Below are 19,616 nucleotides of genomic sequence, written 5' to 3' on the forward strand. Positions count from 1 at the left end.
AACCGGGGAGATCATGAACAGCAATACATGCACGCTGGCCGCGCGGCTGGCGGAGGAAGGCGGCTGGACGGACAGGGCCGCCGTCGTGGACGAAGGGACGGGTGAGGTCCTCCGGCACGGGGAGGTCCACGCTCGCGCCCAGCGGCTCGCCGACCGCTTCGCCGGGCAGGGGATCGGCGCGGGCGATCACGTCGGGTTCCTGGTGGGCGACCGGGCGGAATGGATGCCGGCCTTCCTCGCCCTGCATTCCCTCGGAGCCGTTCCGCTGGTCGTCAATCCGGACCTGGACGCGCACGTGCTGTCGCGGATGCTGGGAATCCTGCCCACCGCATTCGTGATCTCCCATCGCGACGGCGCACTGCACATCGACAGCCGTACCCACCGGCGGCCGGCCGGGCACGGGGACCGCGGGGGCGGGCCGGAGCCCTCGCGCTACTACCTGTACAGCTCGGGGACGACAGGGATCCCGAAGGCCGTGGCCCACACGAGCGCCGATCTGCCCTTCTTCTTCGAAGCGGTCGGCGGTGCGAACGGCCTGGACATCAGACCGACCGACACCATCGTTTCGCTCTCGCAATACTATTTCACCTACGGGTTCAACAATCAGTTCGTCTATCCGCTGTTCAGCGGTGCCTCGGTCGTCCTGAGCAGACAGCGCAGGAACGAGGGGACGTTCGTCGATGCCCTGCACCGGCACGGTGCCACCCTGGCGTTCTCCGTCCCCTCGTCGCTGGCCAGGCTCGCCGGTCACATCGAGAGGGCCGCCGTCGAGCGCCCGGCGGCGCTGCGGGCGATCGTCTCAGCGGGCGAGCCCCTGCCCGACGCCGTCGCCGCGCGCCTGGAGGACCTCTGGCAGGTCCCGGTGCTCAATCAGATCGGCTCCACGGAAGTGGGCAACGCCTTCTGCGCGAACGGAGTGGTGCGCCGGGCCCCGGGCACCGCCGGGCTCCCCTGCCCCGGCTACGAGGTGGAACTGCGCGGCGACGCGGACCTGCCGCTGCCGACGGCCGGAACGGAGCACAAGCTCGGCGCGGTGTGGGTGTCCGGCCCGACGATTCCGCGGGTCGCGGTCACCGCGAACGGGACGGCGGAACTGCTGGTCGACGGCTGGCTGGAGACCAAGGACTACGGCTACTGGGCCGACAACGGCGGGCTCGTGGTCGTCGGCCGCACGGACGATTTCCTGCATGTCGGGGGGATCACCATGTCGGCGGTGGAGATCGAATCGGCCCTCAGGAGCTGCGCGGGCGTCGTGGACTGCGCTGTGTTCGCCCCCCTGGTCGACGGTGTTTCCACGCTGTCGGCGCTCGTGGTGCCGGACCCGTCGACCGGGAACGAGGACGCGTTCTTCGCCGAGCTGCGGACACGACTGCGCCGGCGTATGGAACCCTTCCGCGTCCCGAAGAACTGGATACCGGTCTCGGAAATTCCGCGCACCGGGAGCGGAAAGATCATGAGGCACGAGCTGAGTTCCGCGCTCGACGGCACGAAACCTGGAGCGGTTCGGTGATTCGTATCCTTCTCGTCGACAACCACGATTCCTTCACCTACAACATCTGGATGTATCTGAGCGAGATCCCGGATGTCGAGTGCGTGGTCGTCAAGAACGACGACCCGCTGTCGTCGCTACCCCTGGAGACGTTCGACGGCGTGGTGATATCGCCCGGACCCGGCAGCCCCGACACCCCCACCGACGTGGGGATATCCCGCCAGATCGTGATGTCCGCGGACATGCCGCTGCTCGGTGTCTGCCTCGGGCACCAGCTCATCGGCAGTGTCCACGGAGCGAAGGTGCGGCCGGCGCCGAGGATCATGCACGGCCGGACCTCCCGGGTCCGTCACACCGGTGACCGCCTGTTCCGCGGCATGGCCCGGGAGTTCACCGCCGTCCGGTACCACTCGCTGGCCCTGTCGGGCATCGAGGCGCCACTGGAGGTCATCGCCGAGGACGAGGACGGTGTCGCCATGGCGATCCGGCACCGGGACCGGCCACTGTGGGGCGTGCAGTTCCATCCCGAGTCGATCCTCAGTGACGACGGAAGGGTGCTGCTGCGCAACTTCGCCGAGATCGTGCGGGACAGCAGGAGCACGACGCCGGACCGCGACGCCCGGACCGGCACCATCCGGTGCGCCTGGATGTGCGTGGACGCGGAGGTGGACGGCCAGGCGCTGTTCGACGCGTTCTGCGGCTCCTCGGAGGAGAGCTTCTGGCTCGACAGTTCCGACACCGACCAGGGACGGTTCTCCGTCATCGGCGGGCTGCCGGGCGCCCGCACGGTGACGGTGAGCTACCGCGTGGCCGACGGCCGTACCTCGGTGACGCGGTCCGACGGCACGGTACGGCACGTCGACGCCGACATCTTCACCTTCCTCAAGGACCAGCAGCGTCCCGTCCGGGTGGACGGGGAGGAACGGCTGCCCTTCGAGTTCCGCCCCGGTTTCGTGGGCTACTTCGGGTACGAGCTGAGAGCGGACACCCACGGAATGAGCGTGTCCCGGCACTCGCGGCTGCCCGATGCCCGGTTCCTGCTCACCGACCGCTACGTGGTCGTCGACCACCGGGAGCACAGGGTCTACCTGCTGTTCGCCGCCGGCCCCGGACTGGGGGACCGCGACGAGGCGCGGCCGTGGTTCGAGAACGCGTCCCGCATCGTGGCGCGGGCGAGGACTTCGTCACCCCGCCGTACCGGCACCCCGTCCCGCGGGCCCGCCGGTGAGGTCGTCTTCCGGGACGGCAAGGAGGCGTATCTGGCGAAGATACTGAAGTGCCAGTCCTATCTGAGCAGCGGTGACTCCTACGAACTGTGCCTGACCAACACGGCGTCGGTCGCCGGTGAGTTCAGCCCCGCCGAGACCTACGCCCGGCTGCGCGCCGGCAGCCCGGTGCCCTACGGCGCGTTCCTGCGGACGCCCGAGTTCTCGGTGCTGTCCGCCTCGCCCGAAAGGTTCATGACCATCACCGGCGACCGGTTCGTACGGGTGAGCCCCATCAAGGGCACGCGCCGGCGCGGCGCCACCGAGGACGAGGACGCGGCCCTGAAGCGGGAACTGGCGACCGACGAGAAGGAGATCGCCGAGAACCTCATGATCGTCGATCTGATGCGGAACGACCTCAGCCGCGTCTCCGAGATCGGCTCCGTCCGCCCCGTCGAGCTGTTCGGCGTCCACACCTTCGCGGCGGTGCATCAGATGATCAGCACCATCGAGTCGAGGCTCCGACCGGATGTCGGGGCGGTGGACTGCATCCGTACGGCGTTCCCGCCCGGTTCCATGACCGGTGCGCCGAAGCTGCGCAGCATGGAGATCCTGGCCGCGCTGGAGGGGAGTCCGAGGGGCATCTACTCCGGCGTGCTCGGGTGGGTCTCGCTCGACGGGCGCGCCGATCTCAGCGTGGTGATCCGGACCCTCGTGATCGAGAAGGACTCCGCGTCGTTCGGCGTGGGGGGCGCCGTCACCCTGCTGTCGGACCCGGAGGCGGAGTACGCGGAGACGCTGGTGAAGGCGGCCGCGCCGAAGTCCGCCGTGGGCGGGTCCCACTGACGAGCACGTCCGAGACAGTCACAGCCGAACCATCAGGAGGCAAGGTGTCCGCCGACAGCGAGAAAGACCGGATCCTGGAGCTGACCCGGAAATACCACCAGGACCGTGCCACGGAGGAGTTCGTCCCCGGTGTCACCCCCATCTGGCCTTCCGGGGCGGCGCTGGACGAGGACGACCGGGTCGCTCTGGTGGCCGCCGCGCTGGACATGCGCATCGCCGCGGGCGTCGCCGCGAGGAAGTTCGAGCGAGGCCTGGCGAACTACTTCGGGTTGCGGAAGGCGCATCTGACCAACTCGGGATCGTCCGCCAACCTCCTGGCCGTGTCCGCGCTCTCCTCCCGGCAACTCGGCGAGCGGCGGCTACGACCGGGGGACGAGGTCATCACGGTGGCCGCGGGGTTCCCGACCACGGTGAACCCCCTCGTGCAGAACGGTTTGATCCCCGTGTTCGTCGATGTCGAACTGGGCACGTACAACACGACGCCCGAGCGTGTCGCCGCGGCCGTCTCACCCCGTACCCGGGCGATCGCGATGGCCCATACCCTGGGCAATCCCTTCCAGGTGGCCGAGATCGCCGCGCTCGCCGAGGAGCACGACCTCTTCCTGATCGAGGACAACTGCGACGCCGTCGGTTCGACCTACCGGGGCCGGCTCACCGGGACCTTCGGCCACTTCGCCACGGTCAGCTTCTACCCCGCCCACCACATCACCACGGGCGAGGGCGGCTGCGTGCTGACCAACGATCTCAAGCTGGCCCGGCTCGTGGAGCAGCTGCGCGACTGGGGCCGGGACTGCTGGTGCGAGCCCGGCCAGGACAACACGTGCTTCAAGCGGTTCGATTACCAGTTGGGAACGCTTCCGCACGGATACGACCACAAATACATTTTCTCCGAGATCGGCTACAACCTGAAGGCCACCGATCTCCAGGCGGCGCTGGGCCTCAGCCAGCTCGGCAAGCTGCCGGAATTCGGCGCGGTCCGGCGCCGGAACTGGAACCACCTGCGCAAGGCGCTGGACGGGCTGCCCGGGCTGCTGCTGCCGGAGGCGACCCCGGACAGCGATCCGAGCTGGTTCGGTTTCGTCCTGACCGTGCTGCCGGACGCGCCGTTCACCAGGCAGGAGCTGGAGGCCCACCTGCACGAGCGGCACATCGGAACCCGTCGGCTGTTCGGCGGCAACCTCACCCGCCACCCCGCCTACACGGGGCGGGACTACCGGATCGTCGGCGACCTGGCCAACACCGACATCATCACCGAGCACACCTTCTGGGTGGGGGTCTATCCCGGCCTCAGGGTCGAAATGATCGATTACGTGACGGAAACCATCACCGAGTTCGTGAAGGGACGAAGTCGCGGCCCCGCGTAAGGCCGGCCTCGTCGTATCACAGCTGTGATAACATCTCGGTGTGGGATATATCGACGTCAACTCTGTTACCTACGGCCTGCCGGACGGTCGGGTGCTGCTGGACGAGATCTCGTTCCGGGTCGGTGAGGGGGCCAAGGCCGCGCTGATCGGCGCCAACGGGTCCGGCAAGACCACCTTGCTGCGGATGATCGCCGGTGACCTGGCCCCCCACGGCGGAGCGGTGACCCGGGGCGGAAGCCTCGGCGTCATGCGGCAGTTCGTCGCCCGCGAGGGGGACCGGGTGCGGGATCTGCTCTTATCGGTGGCGGACCCGCGCGTGCGCCGTGCCGCGGAGAAGCTGGACGCCGCGGAAGCGGCCATGCAGGCCGGCGGTGACACCGCGGCGCAGATGGCGTACGCGGACGCGCTGGCCGACTGGGGCGACGCCGGAGGTTACGACGCCGAAGTGCTGTGGGACGTGTGCTGCACGGAGGCCCTCGGCATGCCCTTCGACCGGGCCCGGCGGCGCGCGGTGGACACGCTCTCGGGCGGCGAGCAGAAGCGGCTGGTGCTCGAGGCGTTGCTGCGCGGCCCGGACCAGGTGCTCCTGCTCGACGAGCCGGACAACTTCCTGGACGTTCCCGGCAAGCGGTGGCTCGAGAGCCGCCTGACCGAGACGCCGAAGACCGTCCTGTACGTCAGTCACGACCGGGAGCTGCTCGCGCGCACGGCGCAGAGCATCGTCACGATCGAACTCGGTGCCGCCGGCAACACCGCCTGGGTGCACCCGGGTGGATTCGACACCTACCACCGGGCGCGGACCGAGCGCTTCGAGCGCTTCGACGAGATGCGCAGCCGTTGGGACGAGGAGCGCGCCAAGCTGAAGGCGCTCGTCCAGATGTACAAGCAGAAGGCCTCCTACAACTCGGACATGGCCTCGCGCTACCGCGCCGCGCAGACGCGGCTCGAACGGTTCGAGAAGGCCGGGCCGCCTCCCGCGCAACCACGCGAGCAGCACCTGTCGATGCGGCTGCGCGGCGGACGTACCGGCAAGCGGGCCGTGGTCTGCGAGGGCCTGGAGCTCACCGGCCTGATGAAGCCGTTCGACCTCGAGGTGTGGTTCAACGACCGGGTGGCCGTGCTCGGTTCGAACGGCTCGGGCAAGTCGCACTTCCTGCGGCTGCTCGCCGCCGGCGGCAGCGCCCCCGAGTCCGAACACGAGCCGGTGGGTGACCTGCCGGTCGAGCCCGTGTCGCACACGGGGACGGCACGCCTGGGCGCCCGGGTGCGCCCGGGGTGGTTCGCGCAGGTGCACGGGCGGCCCGACCTCGCCGGCCGCACCTTGGTGTCCATCCTGCACCGCGGTGACGAGCGGCGGGAGGGGATGCCGCGTGAGGAGGCCTCGCGGGCGCTGGCCCGGTACGAACTGGCGGGCGCGGCGGAGCAGACCTTCGACTCGCTGTCGGGGGGGCAGCAGGCGCGTTTCCAGATCCTGCTGCTCGAACTCGGCGGCACCACACTGCTTCTGCTCGACGAGCCGACCGACAACCTCGATCTCGTCTCCGCCGAGGCGCTCCAGCACGCGCTGCGCGGCTTCGAGGGGACCGTGCTCGCGGTCACTCACGACCGTTGGTTCGCCCGTGACTTCGACCGGTTCCTGGTCTTCGGGTCCGACGGCACCGTCTACGAGTCCCCCGAGCCGGTGTGGGACGAGAAGCGCGTGGCCCGGTGCCGCGGATGAGCGCCGTCGGTGAGACGGCCGGGGCGGGGGGAGGCGACTCCCGTGGAGTACGGTGCCGTCCGGTCGGCTCCCTGTTTTGTCACACCTGTGATACCATTTGGCGATGCCAGCTCGGATTGACCTCGAACAGCGTCGCAAGGATGTCATCGAGGCAGCTTTTCGTCTCTTGGTCGCCGAAGGCTTCAGCGGCTTGTCGCTGCGGAAGGTCGCCGCCGAATCCGGATTGAACATCGGCTCGGTGCGCCATTACTTCGACGATCACCGTCATCTCCTCGTGGCGGCCGTGACCGAGGTCGGCAACCGCATGGGGAAAAGGCTCACCCGGTATCCGACCGACGCATTGGCCGGCCTCACCGGTGAATCCGCCGTCGACGCTCTGCAGGCACGGCTGGAGGAGCTGCTTCCGATCGACGAGGAACGCCGTGTCGAGTCGATCGTGCTGATGGAATTCATCGTCGCCGCCCGGGTGAATGCGATCTTCCGGCCGGTGACCGAGCAGATGGCCGCCGATATGCGGCAGGTCATCACGGACGCCCTGCACGTGCTCGACGTGCATGATCCGGCCGAGGAAGCCGAACGGCTCATCGCGATGCTGGGCGGTCTGGTGCTGGACGCGGTGACGCCGCACGGGTCGCTCGGCGTCGAGCGGCTGCGCGCGACGCTGCGGGCGCACCTGCGCTCGATCCTGCCGGGCGGTCCCGGCGCGGAGGCCGGACCGACCGGCGCCTGACCCGGCATCCGGGCCGTCAGGCACTGTCGACGTACCCAAGGAGTCAGTTGTGCCCGCGTGGCTGTTCGCGCTGCTCGCCGCGGCTTTTGTCCTCTATACGGACGATTACGTGATTGCGGGCGTCCTGCCGGAGGTCGCCCGTGATCTGGAGGTCAGTGAGGCGCACGCCGGCCAGCTGGTGACCGTCTTCTCCCTCACCGTCGCCGTCGCCGCGCCGATCGCCGGAGTCGCCCTGGCCCGGGTGTCCCGCCGGCGCCTGTTCACCACCGCGTTCCTGGTCTTCGTCGCGGCCAACCTCGCGGCGGCCTCGACCACGAGCTTCGGTCTGCTGATGGCCCTGCGGATCGTGGCGGCCCTCGCGGCGGCGGCCTCCACTCCGGCGGTGTTCGCCTTCGCCGCCGAGCGCGCCCCGCAGGGCCACATCGGGCGGTACGTCGCCGTCGTGGCGCTCGGGGTCACGGGATCGATCGCGGCCGGCGTTCCGATCGGCACCTGGATCGGCGGCCACCACGGCTGGCGGGCCACCTTCGTCACCATGGCCGCGGGCGGCGTGGCGGCACTGGCCTTCCTGCTCGCAACCCTGCCCCGGGAGGGCGACAAGGCGGGCGAAGTCCCCAGTGTGCGCGAGCAGTTGCGGACCCTCGCCAGTGCGCCGGTGTCGCTCGGGCTGCTGGCGAACTGCGCGCTCATGACCGGGTCCATGATGATGCTGACCTACATGGCCCCCTTCCTCGACGCGGTGAGCGAGGCCAGTGTGGATCAGCGCGCGCTGGCGTTCAGCCTGTCGGGGTTCGCGGGCATCGTGTGCATCTGGGCAGGCGGAAGGGCGACCGACCGGTGGGGCCCGGACCGTGCCCTCGTCACCGGGATCGGCACCTTCGTCGGACTCATGGCGGTGCTGGTCCTGTTCTGGTTCGTCCGCCCCGTGCCCTTCTCCGTCCTCGTCGTCGTGGGCACCATCTGGGGTGGCATGGCCTTCTGGAACTCCCCGGCCATCCAGGCCCGTCTCCATGTGCTCGCCGGGCCGGTGGCGGCCCAGGCGCTGGCGCTCAACACATCGAGCACCTACCTCGGGGTCTCCCTGGGCGGGGCCGTCGGCGGCCTGGCCCTCGGCGGCCTCGGGGCCGGGGTGCTGCCGGCCGTCGCGGCCGCCCTCGGACTGAGCGCGCTGGCACTGCTGGCGCTCGCGATCGAAGCCTCGAAGAAATCGGTGGCGAAGGTCTAGCGGCGCACTGAATTCCCGCAAGAGCGAAGGATGGAGTTGCCATGACCACGTTCATATTGTTCGGACCCGCCGACGCCTCAGCGGACTTCCGCCGCTATGAACCGATGCTGCGCGACTCGGCGGTCGCGCAGTCGATCTACCACGAGTTCGCCGAAGCGGTCGGCCTTCCGGTGGAACGCCTGATCGACGGAGAGGTGACGCACGTCCATCCCGTGCTGCTGCGCTGGTTCCGGCAGATGGCCGCCATGCTCAGCGTGGGGCGGATCCTCGAGCACGAGCACGGACCGGCCGCCGTGTACGGCGGCATCTCCTTGGGCGAGCTGGCCGCGCTGCACTCCGCCGGAGCGGCCTCGACCGACCAGGTCGTGAGCTTCCTGCGGGAGAGACACCTCCCGGACGTGGACCGGGACGAAGCCATAGGCTTCGCGTTCGTGCCCGCGCCGGTCGACTGGCGCTACTACGATCAGCCCGAGCGGATGATCATCTCCTGCGACTTCGGTCCGGTGCTCGGCGGCGCCGGCCGCATGATCATGGTCTCCGGACTGCGCTCCGCGCTCGAAGCCGCGCGTGGCGAGGGTCCCGCCGATTTCCAGGTCGTGGAGCGGTCCCAGGCCCATCAGGCGTATCACTCGCCTTTCCGCGAGCCCGGTCGTCAGCGACTGGAAGCGCTGCTGAAGGAGACGTCGCTCGATCACCCGCGAGTCCCGGTCGTCACCGCCGTCCCCGGCATGTACACGGTGGCCCGCAGCGCGGAGGCCGCGAAGGCGCTCGTCGTGAGCGAGACCCAGCCCCTCGACGTTCCCGGTCTGGTGGCCGCCTCACGGGAGTTCGCACCCGACACGGTGTACGTGATCAGTTCCTTCCTGCGCCAATTGGAAATCGATTTCCACGCGGCGACCGAATACGTGGACGACCTCTGGTTGAAGCAGAACTTCGGCTAGGTCCATCGGTGATCCCAGGCAATCTCCGGCGTATTTCCGCATCGTACGACCGCAGCTAAGGAATCTCCTGTGCTTGAATCCGGGCATACGATCAATCCGACGACCAGGTCCATAGCCGATGTGGGCTGGGAGGTGCTGACCAGGAACGACCCCGATCTCGGGGCGCTCCTGGACGCCGAGGCGAAATACCAGTCCGCAAGTCTGTCGATGGTCGCCTCGGCCAGCATCGCCCCGCCGTCCGTCCTCTGCGCGAACGGCACGGTCCTGTCGAACGTCACCGCCGAGGGGTACCCGGGGGCGCGTTACCATCCGGGCGCCGTGCACTTCGACGAGATCGAGACGCTGGCCGTCGAACGCGCCAAACGCGTCTTCGACGCCCGCTACGCGAACGTCCAGCCGCACTCCTGCTCCTCCGCCAACCTCGCCGTCCTGGCGACCCTGCTGCCGCGCGGCGGCAGGATCCTCGCCCTGGAGCTCGATTCCGGCGGGCATCTGACGCACGGTGCCGGCGCGTCGGTCAGCGGAAGGTATTACGACGTGGCCCGCTACGGCGTCGCACCCGACGGGCGGCTCGACTACGCGAGGATCCTCGACCGCGCGCTGGAACACCGACCGGACGTCATCATCGCGGGGGCGAGCGCGTATCCCCGGTGGATCGATTTCGCCGAGTTCCGCGCCATCGCGGACCGAGTGGGCGCCCTTCTCCTCGCCGACATCTCCCACATAGCCGGGCTGGTCGCCGCGGGGCTGCACCCCAGTCCGATCGACTACGCCCACATCACGACGACCAGCACCTACAAGCAACTCGCTGGCCCCAGAGGGGGTCTGATCCTGCTCGGCGAGGACCATCGCCGGACCGTGCCGGAATGGCGGACCGAACTGTGGCGGCTGATGCAGCGCGCCGTGTTCCCCGGCTTCCAGGGCACCCCGGACCCGTCCTCGATCGCGGCCAAGGCGCGGGCCCTGGCGATCGCGTCCACCGGCGGCTTCCGGGCCACGATGAAACGCGTCGTGGACAACGCGAAGGCGCTGTCGGACGAACTCGTGAGGCTGGGGTACGACGTCCTGACCGGCGGCACCGACAACCACATGGTCCTGGTCGACGTCCGGGCAGCAGGGCTGACCGGGATCGTCGCCGAGCGCGCGCTCGAGGAATGCGGAATCCTGGTCAACAGGAACAAGATTCCCGGAGATTCGCTGCCGCCCGCGGTCGGCGGCGGCCTGCGCTTCGGGACCAACACTCTCGCGCAGCGCGGAATGGGTCCCTTCGAAATCCGCGAATGCGCACAGCTCGTGCATCACGTGCTGTCCGCCGTCACGGTCCCGGACGCCACGCACTACGCCTTGGACGGCGCGCTCCGGGACGCGGTGCGGGACCGGGTGAACGCTCTCTGCGCGCGTTTTCCCCTGCGATTCGATGATGAGTAGACGGCCCGAAACGATCGGAAGGTGCCAGAGGGCATGACGTTCGTCGATTCCACGGCCCAGCCGGACTTCTCCTCCTTACCCTCGGGGCTGGGGTTCCGCACGACACCGAATCGGGGACGGCCGGGCGAGCGGCTGGAACGGTCTCTCGACGCCGCCGTCCTCCCGGACGGCGCGGAATTGCCCCGCGCGTCGGTTCTGACCGTGGCGATGGCCGCGCTCGTCCACCGGTACACCGCCCTCGACCGGATCCCCATCGACCGGCTCGACGGCCAGGACGCCGTTTGCGTCACCGTGACCGCCGATTCGAGCACCGTCGACCTCGTGAAAGGTCTGAGCGTCGCCCCGCGCCCGGAGTCCGGACACAGCCCCTTCGCGCTCTCGTTCACCGACCGTCCCGGCGACGCGGACACGCCGGACGGGCGGGAGATGGTCCTCTACGCGGACCCGGCGTCGTCACGGGTGACGCTCAGCTTCGACGCCGCCGGGTTCGACGACGCCCACGCCGACCGGATCACGGGCCATTACCAGGTCCTGCTGGACCACATGGCGCGCACCCCGGACACCCCCGTCACCCGGCTGAACATCCTGACGGCCCCGGAAACCGAGACCATGCTCCACGCGTGGAACGACACCGGGACGCGTCTCACCGAGGACATCTGCCTCCACCAGGCGTTCGAGGCACGGGCCGCGGCGGCACCCGGAGCGGTGGCCGCCGTCCACGGAGCCGAGTCGTGGACGTTCGGCGAGGTGAACCGGCGGGCCAACGAGCTGGCCCACCGCCTGATCGCACTCGGAGTCGGACCGGACGACCGAGTGGGTGTCCACCTCCACAAGACCCCCCATCTCCTGATCGCGTTCCTCGGCGTCCTGAAGGCCGGAGGGGCGTACGTCCCGTTGGACCCGGCCTATCCCGAGGACCGCCTGGAGAGGATGATCCGCGGCGCCGACTGCGACGTCCTGATCACCAGCCGGGGACTCGACCGGACCCTTCCCGTCCAGATGCGCCATCGTCTGCTCGTCGACGATCCGGCGGGCCGGTCCGACGATCCCGCCGGGAATCCCGTCACCGAGGTCCGCCCGGACCACCTCTGCTACGTGATCCACACGTCGGGCTCCACCGGAACGCCCAAGCCGATCGCCCTGCGCCACCGCGGGGTGCTCAACAACCTCGCGGATCTCAACACGCGCTTCGGTGTGGGGCCCGGCGACGCGGTTCTCGCCCTGTCCTCACCGAGTTTCGACATGTCGGTGTACGAGTTCCTCGGCATCACCCTCGCCGGTGGCACGGTCGTCATCCCGGACGCGGAGGCCGGACACCACCCGGCTTCGTGGTGGGACCTGGTGGTCCGGCACCACGTCACGGTCTGGAACACGGCGCCCGCGCTGATCGAACTGTTCCTGGACTTCGCCGAGACCGGAGGCGCCCCCCGTCCGCTGCCGCTGAGACTGTGCATGACCGGCGGGGACTGGGTGCCGGCGACGATGCCGAAACGCTTCCGAAAGGTCGCTCCCCGCCTCAGGTTCGTGGCCCTGGGCGGTGCGACGGAGGCATCCATCCACTCGACCGCCTACGAGTGGGACGCCGACGCGGAGTGGAGCGGCGGGCACCTCCCGTACGGCCGGCCCCTGGCCAACCAGCGCACGTTCATCCTCGACGAGCGGATGATGCCGGTACCGGTCGGTGTCGTCGGGGAGCTCCACCTCGCGGGGACCGGACTGGCCCGCGGCTATCTCGACCGTCCTGACGAGACGAGCGAGCGATTCGTCCGCTGGTCCTTCGGCGACCGTCTCGTGGAGCGCCTGTACCGCACCGGCGACCTGGCGAGATTTCGGCCCGACGGTGTGATCGAGATCCTCGGGCGCAAGGATTTCCAGGTGAAGGTCAACGGGATCAGGGTGGAACTGGGGGAGATCGAGGCCGTGCTGGCCGCACACCCCGGGGTCAAACGGGTGGCGGTGGTCGCCCGGACGGCCGCGGACGGTCATGTGACGCTGGCCGGATACGTGACCGCGCAGCGCGGCGTGACGCTGGACTACGCGTCACTGTTCGACGTCCTGCACGCACGGCTGCCGAAGCACATGGTCCCCTCCTCGATCGAGATGGTGGAGTCGCTGCCGCTGAACAAGAACGGCAAGGTGGACCGGCGCGCGCTGAGTTCGCCGACACCACCGGGCGTGCCCGCCGCGCCCGCGCCGCGGCGGACGTCCGAACCGGCCGACAGCTGGTACCGCGCGGTGGTCGGCGCGTGGAAGGACGTCCTGGGCCTCGACCACCTCGACGGCCACGACAACTTCTTCGACCGGGGCGGGGACTCCATGAAGGCGATCAGAAGCATGGTCCGCATCGACCGGCGGCTGCGCGTGTCGGACATCTACGAGCATCCGACGCCGACCGCCCTGGCGGACCACCTGACCGAGCGTTACGGCCCACACCCGGGCGCCTAGTCCCGGCGTCGTCCGACCTACGGAGCAGCCATGCCTGTCTATCTCGTGACCGGCGCCGCGGGTTTCATCGGCGCGAACTACGTGCACCACCTGCTGGAGTGGGAGCCGGCGGATGCCGAGGTGATCGCGGTGGACTACCTCGGGTTCGCCGGCAACCACGCCAACCTGGAGCCCGTCTCCGACCGCATCACGTTCGAGAAGGCCGACATCGCCGACCTCGCCACCATGGAGGAGATCTACCGGCGCCACCGGCCGGACTTCGTGGTGAACTTCGCGGCGGAGTCGCACAACGACCGCGCCATTCTCGAGCCGACCGCGTTCATGCGGTCCAACGCGCTCGGCGCGCAGGTCATGGCCGAGTGCAGCCGCCTCGTCCCGGTCCGCTCGCACGTCCATGTGTCGACCATCGAGGTGTACGGCGAACTGCCCGCCGGGGAAACCTGGTTCACCGAGCGGTCCCCGCTGAACGCGAAGACGCCGTACAGCGCGGCCAAGGCGGCCGGGGACCAGATCGTGCGCGCCTACATGCAGACGTACCCGGAGCTGAACATCCGGATGACGCACTGCGCCAACAACTACGGCCCGTACCAGATGCCGGAGAAGCTGATCCCGCTGGCGGTGACGAACCTCCTGCGGGGCCGGAAGGTGCCGGTCTACGGCGACGGCCTGCAGAGCCGCGACTGGCTGCACGTGGCCGACCACTGCGCCGCCGTCCACCGGGTGCTCCACGCCGACCTGGGGCCCGTCCCGCCCGAGGCGGCCACGGAACCGCACCTGCTGCCGGTCTTCGACGTGTCCGCCCGCTGCGAGATCACCAACCTGGAGATCGCCACCCGGGTCGTCACGGCACTGGGCCTGGACCCTGCGGAGTGGATCGAGCACATCCCCGACCGGCCGAACCACGACCGCCGGTACCTGATCGACCCGGAGAAGATCGAGACACGGCTCGGCTGGCAGCCGACACGGGACTTCGACACCGGCCTGGCCGAGACGGTCGACTGGTACGTGGAACACCGCGCCTGGTGGGAGCGGATCCTGGAGGAGAAGGGCGAACTCGGCTTCGACTGGGGTGCGGTGGACCGGAAGACCGCCGCACCCCGGTGACCGGGCCGCCGAGTACGCGCCCCGCATCCTTGCCGCCCTTCCGGTGGGACACGGAGAGCACAGCGACCCGGCTCGGGAGCCGGGTCGCTCGGCACCGCGGCCGCAGTCGCCGTGACCGGGCGGTCCGGCCGGCCGTCGGACCGGCCACGGGTGGGGATGTCACGGCTGACGAGGGGCACCGCCGGGCGGCCGGGACGGATACGCCGGGCGGCCGGGTCGGTCAGTACCTCCGCAGGTCGGAGCCGCGCGAGCGAGCACCTCAGTACCTACGGGGCCTGCCCGCCGCGGTGTGCGGCCGACGACGGCACACGGCCCCCCGCGCACCGGAGCCGGCCGCCCGATCCACCGCGGCGACAGGTCCAGCCGTTTCCGAACAGACCCGGCACCGCAACGGCCGGATCCGAACGTCCACTTGCCGCACGCGGCGGACGCAGGCGACGCTTGCCCGATGGGGACGGGCAGCGGGACCGCGGGCGGGGACGGGGACGCGCCGCCGGGGGAGGGGACGGTTCCGGATGTGGCCCGGGAGTTCGCCGTCCGCTCGCGCCGGCACGGCGGCCCGCCCGAGCGGGTGTGGGACGAACTCGCCGACGCCTACGGGGCGCAGTTCGGGCGGCACCAGGAGAGGGGACTCGCCGAGGCGGCGGTGGTCGCCCGCCTGCGGGCGCTGGACCTGACGCCGCACGACCACCCGGACCGCGGCCGCCGACTGGAGGACCTCGCGCGGGACGCCCTCGAGGCGTACGAGCGGTTCGCCGAGCCGAAGCACGGGCACCTCGCCCTGGCGGCGGTGCGCGGCGCCCTGGCCGTGGCGGACAGCGGGCGGGAGCCCCTCCACGAGCTGGCCGGACACGTCCTGCTCGCACGGTTCGAGTTCGCGCACGGACCGGGGGACGGCGAACCGGCCGAGCGACGGCCCGAAGGGCTGCTCGCCGGGTCCCGCACGGCGGACCTGATCGCGTACCTCCGCACGTCCGACCCGGGGGAACCGGGCTCGGCGGGGGCCCGGGACGTGCGGGACGCGCGCGACCTCGCGGAAGCGTTGCGGCACTACCGCCGGGCGGCCGATCTGGCGGAGGCCGGCCCGGAACAGGCCCGGTACCTCAGCGGCCTGGGCAACGCCCTGCTGTTCGCGTACGAGCACGACGGTGAGGAGGACACCCTCGAGGAGGCGGTGCGCCGCCTGGCGGAAGCCGCTGAACGGACACCGGCCGACGCCCCCGCACGCCACGCCGTGACCGGCAACTACGCCAACGCGCTGTGCACGCGTTTCGGGCGGTACGGCGACCCGGCGGACCTGGACCGGGCGTACGACGCCGTCGCGGAGGCGCACCGGTTGACCGGGCCGGACCATCCGGCCGGCCCGCTGTGGGCCACCGTCCTCGGCAACGTCCTGGTGATGCGGTTCGGGGAGCGCGGCCGCCCGGAGGACCTGCGGGAGGGGGTGAGAATCCTCGCGGAGGCGGTGGAGCGCACTCCGGACGACCACCCGGACCTGGCCATGAGGCTGCGCCACCTCGGAGTGGCGTACGCGGAGGCCTTCTGGCTCGACGGGGAGCCGGACCTCCTCGACCGGGCGATCGGCATCCTGCGCCACGCCCTCGTCGCGGCCGCCCCCGATCACCCGGAGGCCGCGACGCTCAACGGGAGCCTCGGCAACAACCTGCTGCTGCGGTTCCAGCGACAGGGCCGGGCGCACGACCTCGAGGAGGCGGTGGAGCACCTGCGCCGGGCCACCGACCTCGGCCCGCCGGGCGACCCGCACCGGGACCTGTGGACCGGCAACCTGGCCTCCGCCCTGGAACAGCGTTTCGGGCTGACCGGTGACCCCGCGGACCTGGACGCGGCCGTCGACGGCCACCGGCGGGCCGTCGGGGCCGCCGCCGACGGGCACCGTGACACGGCGGTCCGCAGGGCGCACCTCGGGCTCGTCATGGTGCTGCGCTTCGAGGTCCACGGCGCGTTCGCGGATCTGGACACGGGCGTCCGCCTGATGTCCGAGGCGCTGGGCGACCTGCCTCCCAGCGGACTCGTACGCGGTCAGTACCACGCCAACCTCGCGACCGCGCTGCACACCCGCTTCGTCCACCTGGGACAGGGGCCCGACCTGGACGCGGCGCTCCGGCACACCGAAGCGGCCCTGGCCCTGCTGCCCGCCGGCTCCGCGGACCGGGTCGGCTGCCTCAACAACCGGGCCACGTTGCTCACCACCCGGTACGCGCACACCGGGGACACCGCCGAGCTCACCCGCGCCGCAGCCGTGCTCGACGAGGCCCTCGGCTCGCTCGCGGGGGGCGAGACGGCCAGGGCGGCGCTCGCCCAGAACCGGGCCCAGGTGCTGTTGCAGGCGCACCTCGCCGGGGCGCGGGAGGCGTCCGGGGACACCGCCCTGCTGGACCGGGCCTTGGCCGACCTGGAGACCGCCCTCGCCGTCGCGGGCCGCACGGCACCCGACCGCGCGATGACGCTCGAACTGCAGGGAGCCGTGCTCCTCCAGCGCCACGCGGTCCGGGCCGACCCCGACGACCTCCGCCGCGCCGAGGAGGTCCTCGAGCGGGCCCTCGCCCGGCTCGGCGACACCCTCGGGGACACCCGGCGGACCCTGGCGCGGCACCGGCTCGCGGTGGCCCAGCGCGCCCGGGGCAAGCACGCGCTCAGCCGGGCCACCGGGTTGAGCATGCTGGCCGACCGGTCCTGGGACGTGCTGCTGCAGTCCGGGACGGACGACGGGCTGCGGGGCGCCCCGCGGGGGGCCCCCCCCCCCCCACAAGGCCCCCCCCCCCGCCCCTTTTGGGGTCCCGGCCCCCGGGACCTCCGGGGGACGGGCGCGGTTACGCGCGTCCCGCGGTCTTCTGCGTCTTGCGGGTGACCGCGTCGATGACGACGGTCGCCAGCAGCACGCCACCGGTGATCATGTACTGCACCGGGGAGGCGATGCCCTCCAGGGCGAGGCCGTACTGGATCGAGACGATGACCATCACACCGAGCAGCGCGTCCCAGGTGCGGCCGCGGCCGCCGAAGAGGGACGTACCGCCGATCACGGCCGCGGCGATGACGTTCATCAGGAACTCACCGGTGCCCGCGCCCTGGTTGGCGGAGGCGATCTTCGAGGCGACGAAGAGGCCGCCGATCGCGGCGAAGGTGCCGGCGATCGCGAAGACCGAGATCCGGACCAGCTCCACGTTGATGCCGGCGCGGCGGGACGCCTCGACGCTGCCGCCGAGCGCGAAGACCTTGCGGCCGTAGGCGGTGCGGCGCAGCACGAAGTCCGTGAGCACCAGGACCGCGAGGAAGATCACCACGGCCAGGGGCAGGCCCTTGTACTGGTTGAAGACGATCGCCACGGCGAACGCCAGGACGGCCAGCAGCGCGGTCCGCACGATGATCTCGTTGAGCGGCCTGGACGGCACCCCGGCGGCCTCGCGGCGGCGGTTGTCGGAGAACGCGATGAGGAAGTACCCCGCGGTCACGACGATCGCCAGGCCGTACGCGGCGGCCACGTCGGAGAAGTAGTAGCTGGTCAGCTGGGCGACCAGGCCCTCGGAGTCGAGGTTGATGGTGCCGTTGTCGCCCAGGATCTGCAGCATGAAGCCCTGCCAGAACAGCAGGCCGGCCAGCGTCACGGCGAAGGCCGGGACACCGATGCGGGCGAAGACGAAGCCGTGGATGGCTCCGGCCGCCGTGCCGGTGAGGACGGCCAGCACCAGGGCCAGCACCTCGTTCATGCCGTGCGTGACGCTCAGCACCGCGAAGGTGGCGCCCGCGACACCGCTGACCGAGCCGACCGACAGGTCGATCTCGCCGAGCAGCAGGACGAAGACGATACCGACCGCGATCATGCCCGTGCCGACCATGGCGACCGACATGTCGGAGAAGTTGCCCGCGGTGAGGAAGTTGGAGTTCAGGCTGGTGAAGATGCCCCAGATGATCAGCAGGCCGACCACCACGGGAAGGGAGCCGAGGTCGCCCGCCTTCATCTTCCGCTTGAACTCGTTGACGTAGCCGGCGAGACCCTGCTCGCGCACGAGCAGCCGGGGGTCGACGGCGGTGACCGCCGAGGCGGCCGCCTCGGGGTTCTTGACCGTCCCGGTCGCCTGGTCCTTCTTGGTGTCCACGGTGCTCGTCGTCGTGGAGCCGCCGTCGTTCGCCGAGGTCGTTTCGTCGCTCACTTCTTGACCTCCCCATTGGTGCGCGCCGCACGACGGGTCACGGCGTTGTCCGTGGCGCCCGTGATGGCGGAGATGATCTCTTCCTGCGAGGTCGACTTGACCTCGAACACGCCGTTGTTGCGCCCGAGGCGCAGCACGGCGACCTTGTCCGCCACGGCCTTCACGTCGGCCATGTTGTGGCTGATGAGGATGACCGCGTGGCCGCGCTCGCGCAGCCGCTCGACCAGGTCGAGGACCTGCGCGGTCTGCTCGACGCCGAGGGCGGCGGTGGGCTCGTCGAGGATCACCAGCTTGGGCTCGCCGAGCATGGACCGGGCGATGGCCACGACCTGGCGCTGACCGCCGGAGAGCGAGGCGATCGGGATCCGGACGCTGGGGATGCGGATCGAGAGGGTGTCGAGGAGCTCGCGGGAGCGGCGCTCCATCTCCACCTCGTCCAGGACGCCGCGCTTGCGCAGCTCCCGGCCCAGGTAGAGGTTGCCGACGACATCGATGTTGTCGCACAGCGCGAGGTCCTGGTAGACCGTCGCGATGCCCAGGTTCTGGGCGTCGTGCGGCTTGTTGATCTGTACGGCCTTGCCCTCCCACTCGATGACGCCCTCATCGATGGGATGCACGCCGGCGATCGTCTTGACCAGCGTGGACTTTCCGGCGCCGTTGTCGCCCACCAGGGCGACCACTTCACCGGCGTGGACCTCAAGCTCTACGTCGGTGAGCGCCTGGACGGCACCGAACCGCTTGGAGACCCCGCGCAACGCCAGCACGGGCGTAGCGGACACGTGAACCATCTCCTTCGCCGCCTGACCCGGCGGAAGGTTGTGCAGAGAATTTGGGGGGTGTGTTCCGTCCGGCGCCCCGCGTAGCTTGCGGGGCTGGTGTGTGCGGGGCGCCGGCGGAGCGCGTGGCAGCCGGTCCCGTGCGGGGAGTCCGGGTCACGGACTCCCGTGTGT

13 protein-coding genes are annotated in these 19,616 nt (G+C 70.5%); 11 read left to right on the forward strand and 2 right to left on the reverse strand.

Annotated elements, in window-relative coordinates; all coding sequences use genetic code 11:
- Positions 1-13: 13 nt before the first annotated feature.
- The 11 genes from ACZ56B_RS04030 (at position 14) to ACZ56B_RS04080 (ending at position 17,366) form a co-directional block, all read left to right on the forward strand.
- Positions 14-1,510, forward strand: a complete 1,497-nt coding sequence (locus ACZ56B_RS04030; RefSeq protein WP_468785989.1) for a class I adenylate-forming enzyme family protein — start codon at positions 14-16, stop codon at positions 1,508-1,510.
- Positions 1,507-3,540, forward strand: a complete 2,034-nt coding sequence (pabB, locus tag ACZ56B_RS04035) for an aminodeoxychorismate synthase component I (protein WP_468785991.1) — start codon at positions 1,507-1,509, stop codon at positions 3,538-3,540. The genes ACZ56B_RS04030 and pabB overlap by 4 nt, the downstream gene beginning before the upstream one ends.
- Positions 3,541-3,584: 44 nt before the next feature.
- Positions 3,585-4,904 (forward strand): lipopolysaccharide biosynthesis protein RfbH, encoded by a 1,320-nt coding sequence (gene rfbH / locus ACZ56B_RS04040; RefSeq protein WP_468785993.1) that lies wholly within the window; start codon positions 3,585-3,587, stop codon positions 4,902-4,904.
- 40 nt (positions 4,905-4,944) lie between these two features.
- Entirely contained in the window at positions 4,945-6,624 is a 1,680-nt protein-coding gene (locus ACZ56B_RS04045) for an ABC-F family ATP-binding cassette domain-containing protein (RefSeq protein ID WP_468785995.1), read from the forward strand.
- Positions 6,625-6,727: 103 nt separating this feature from the next.
- A complete protein-coding gene (locus ACZ56B_RS04050) occupies positions 6,728-7,354 on the forward strand; it encodes a TetR/AcrR family transcriptional regulator (protein ID WP_468785997.1) in 627 nt (208 codons plus the stop codon).
- 49 nt (positions 7,355-7,403) lie between these two features.
- Positions 7,404-8,579 carry an MFS transporter gene (locus ACZ56B_RS04055; protein ID WP_468785999.1) on the forward strand — a complete coding sequence of 392 codons (1,176 nt, stop codon included), beginning with the start codon at positions 7,404-7,406 and terminating at the stop codon, positions 8,577-8,579.
- A gap of 41 nt (positions 8,580-8,620) precedes the next feature.
- The gene (locus tag ACZ56B_RS04060) at positions 8,621-9,520 is read left to right on the forward strand and encodes a hypothetical protein (RefSeq protein WP_468786001.1); all 900 of its coding nucleotides are present in this window, start codon (positions 8,621-8,623) and stop codon (positions 9,518-9,520) included.
- 69 nt (positions 9,521-9,589) lie between these two features.
- The gene (locus tag ACZ56B_RS04065; protein WP_468786003.1) at positions 9,590-10,948 is read left to right on the forward strand and encodes a serine hydroxymethyltransferase; all 1,359 of its coding nucleotides are present in this window, start codon (positions 9,590-9,592) and stop codon (positions 10,946-10,948) included.
- 33 nt (positions 10,949-10,981) lie between these two features.
- A complete protein-coding gene (locus ACZ56B_RS04070; RefSeq protein ID WP_468786005.1) occupies positions 10,982-13,393 on the forward strand; it encodes a non-ribosomal peptide synthetase in 2,412 nt (803 codons plus the stop codon).
- A 30-nt stretch (positions 13,394-13,423) separates the two neighbouring features.
- Positions 13,424-14,497 carry a dTDP-glucose 4,6-dehydratase gene (locus ACZ56B_RS04075; protein WP_468786007.1) on the forward strand — a complete coding sequence of 358 codons (1,074 nt, stop codon included), beginning with the start codon at positions 13,424-13,426 and terminating at the stop codon, positions 14,495-14,497.
- Between the two features lie 448 nt (positions 14,498-14,945).
- Positions 14,946-17,366, forward strand: coding sequence for a hypothetical protein (locus ACZ56B_RS04080; RefSeq protein WP_468786009.1), 2,421 nt, complete (start codon positions 14,946-14,948; stop codon positions 17,364-17,366).
- On the opposite strand, the gene ACZ56B_RS04085 is transcribed toward ACZ56B_RS04080, so the two are convergent.
- Both ACZ56B_RS04085 and ACZ56B_RS04090 read right to left on the reverse strand, forming a co-directional pair.
- On the reverse strand, positions 17,329-18,612 hold the full coding sequence (locus ACZ56B_RS04085) for a sugar ABC transporter permease (protein WP_468786338.1): 1,284 nt from the start codon (positions 18,610-18,612) through the stop codon (positions 17,329-17,331). The two genes, ACZ56B_RS04080 and ACZ56B_RS04085, sit on opposite strands and share 38 nt — an antisense overlap.
- A 50-nt stretch (positions 18,613-18,662) precedes the next feature.
- Complete coding sequence (locus ACZ56B_RS04090) at positions 18,663-19,454, reverse strand: ATP-binding cassette domain-containing protein (RefSeq protein ID WP_468786011.1); 792 nt, start codon at positions 19,452-19,454, stop codon at positions 18,663-18,665.
- Between the last annotated feature and the right edge of the window lie 162 nt (positions 19,455-19,616).

This window comes from Streptomyces sp. NPDC034670, from assembly GCF_055574875.1.